The organism is Mycobacterium sp. (genome assembly GCF_049802695.1).
Classification (GTDB): Bacteria; Actinomycetota; Actinomycetes; order Mycobacteriales; family Mycobacteriaceae; genus Mycobacterium.
Map to the genome: position 1 here is coordinate 1 of NZ_JBARMY010000074.1, position 2098 is coordinate 2098.

The 2098-nt window shown below is 66.6% G+C and carries 3 protein-coding genes; 1 reads left to right on the forward strand and 2 read right to left on the reverse strand.

Features of this window, described 5'->3' with window-relative positions:
* The coding region (locus tag WA317_RS02665; RefSeq protein ID WP_425171565.1) for a lipoprotein LpqH at positions 1–311 on the reverse strand (311 nt) is incomplete at its 3' end.
* A 122-nt stretch (positions 312–433) separates the two neighbouring features.
* Here WA317_RS02665 and WA317_RS02670 point away from each other — a divergent pair.
* Positions 434–1588 (forward strand): alpha-hydroxy-acid oxidizing protein, encoded by a 1155-nt coding sequence (locus tag WA317_RS02670; protein WP_425171566.1) that lies wholly within the window; start codon positions 434–436, stop codon positions 1586–1588.
* Positions 1589–1592: 4 nt separating this feature from the next.
* Here WA317_RS02670 and WA317_RS02675 read toward each other — a convergent pair whose 3' ends face one another.
* Complete coding sequence (locus WA317_RS02675) at positions 1593–2081, reverse strand: inorganic diphosphatase (RefSeq protein WP_425171567.1); 489 nt, start codon at positions 2079–2081, stop codon at positions 1593–1595.
* Positions 2082–2098 lie beyond the last annotated feature (17 nt).

Genomic DNA, 2098 nt, shown 5'->3' on the forward strand with positions numbered 1-2098 from the left:
CCCAGCGTCACGCCGTTGACACTGCCCAGCCCGACCGATTGGACCGCTGGCGGATCAGCATTGGTGACCACCGCGCCGACGCCGTTGGTCGGATCACCAATACCGATGCTCAGGTTGCCGCTCATCTGATTGCAGCTCACTTGACCGGTGACATTCTGGTTCTGGCCGTCGACGATGACTTTCGGCGGGCCGGCTGGCGCTGAACCGGCCGGCGACGAACCGGGGGCCGATTTGTTCTGCGAACAGCCGACAAGACTCGCCACCGTCACGGCCGCGACCGCCATGCCGACCGATATCCCGTGCTTTGCCACTGGTCTCCTTCGCTGTCGTTGACTCGCCGTCGGTTAATACCCTGCCCACGGAGACGGGAAATGGTGGCCCCCAACCAGCTCCGCAGCGGTTGGGCGAACCGACCGCAGGGTATGCGCGGGCGATGGCGTTCGCCGACTATCAAAACGAGCTCTATCGGCAGGGGCAGGCCGGCCGCCAGCCGCCGTATCCGATCAACTTCGCCGACCTTCAGGCGAAGGCGGCTGCGGCGATGCCGCCGAAAGTGTTGGGCTATGTCGCCGGCGGCGCCGGTGACGAGCACACTCAACAGGCCAACTGCCAGGCCTTCAAACGCTGGGGCCTGTACCCGCGAATGGGCATCGCGCCCGCCGAACGCGACCTGTCGGTCGAGCTGTTCGGGGTCACGTTGTCGTGCCCGATATTCATGGCGCCGATCGGCGTCATCGGGGTGTGCGCCCAGGACGGTCACGGAGACCTGGCTGCCGCACGGGCGTCCGCGCGCACCGGCGTGCCGTTCTTCGTCGGCACACTCACCGCCGATCCGATGGAGGAGGTCGTCCCGCAGCTCGGCGCAACCCCCGGCTTCTTTCAGCTGTACACGCCGCCGGACCGCGAGATGGCCGCCAGCCTCGTGCACCGCGCCGAAGCGACCGGAGTGAAGGGCATCGCGGTCACGCTCGATACCTGGGTCACCGGCTGGCGACCTCGCGACCTGAGCGGCGGTAACTATCCGCAGGTGCCGAGCGGATGCCTGAGCAATTACACCTCTGACCCGGTTTTCCTCGCCAAGCTGCAACCGGGCGAAGACCCCACCGAGGCGGCGGTGCGGAAACTGCCCATTTTCGGTGGTCCGTTCCGATGGGACGACCTGGAATGGCTGCGGGCCGAAACCAGCCTGCCGCTGATGGTCAAGGGCATCTGTCACCCCGACGATGTCCGCCGCGCCAAAGACCTCGGCGTCGACGCCATCTACTGCTCCAACCACGGCGGCCGGCAAGCCAACGGCGGTCTGCCGACGCTGGACTGCCTACCCGGAGTGCTCGAGGCCGCCGACGGGCTGCCGGTGCTGTTCGACTCGGGCGTCCGCAGCGGCGCCGACGTGATCAAAGCACTCGCCATGGGAGCGACCGCCGTCGGAATCGGCCGCCCCTACGCCTACGGTTTAGCGCTCGGCGGTGTCGAGGGCATAGTGCACGTCCTGCTCTCACTTCTGGCCGAAGCCGACCTGATCATGGCCGTCGACGGCTACCCCTCGCTGAAGGACCTGACGCCGGGGGCGCTGCGCGCGGTGGCTTGAGCGGTCAGTGGCCACCGGTCTTGAACCGCTCCAGCGAGCGCTGCACTTCGGCTTCGGCCTCGGTCCGGCCCACCCACCCGGCGGCCTTCACGAACTTGCCCGGCTCCAGCGCTTTGTACTGCGAGAAAAAGTGTTTGATCTGCTCCAGTTCGAGGGCCGGAACGTCGCCGATGTCGGTGACGTGGTCCCACCGGGCATCCTTGGCCGGGACGCACAACACTTTCGCGTCGCCGCCGGCTTCGTCGGTCATCTGAAACATCCCGACGGGTCGCGCCTCAACCACGACACCGGGGTACAGCGGCTCGGGCAGCAGCACCAGAGCGTCCAGCGGGTCGCCGTCCTCACCCAGCGTGTCGTCAATGAAGCCGTAGTCGGTGGGGTAAACCATCGAGGTGTAGAGGTAGCGGTCCAACCTGATGCGGCCGGTCTCGTGGTCGACCTCGTACTTGTTTCGCTGCCCCTTCGGGATTTCGATGGTCACGTCGAATTGCACCGTCTCGGCTCCTTCAC

What these genes read in the sequence shown, in the direction of transcription:
- WA317_RS02670 (WP_425171566.1), top strand. Translation starts at nt 434, where the DNA reads ATGGCGTTCGCCGACTATCAAAACGAGCTCTATCGGCAGGGGCAGGCC.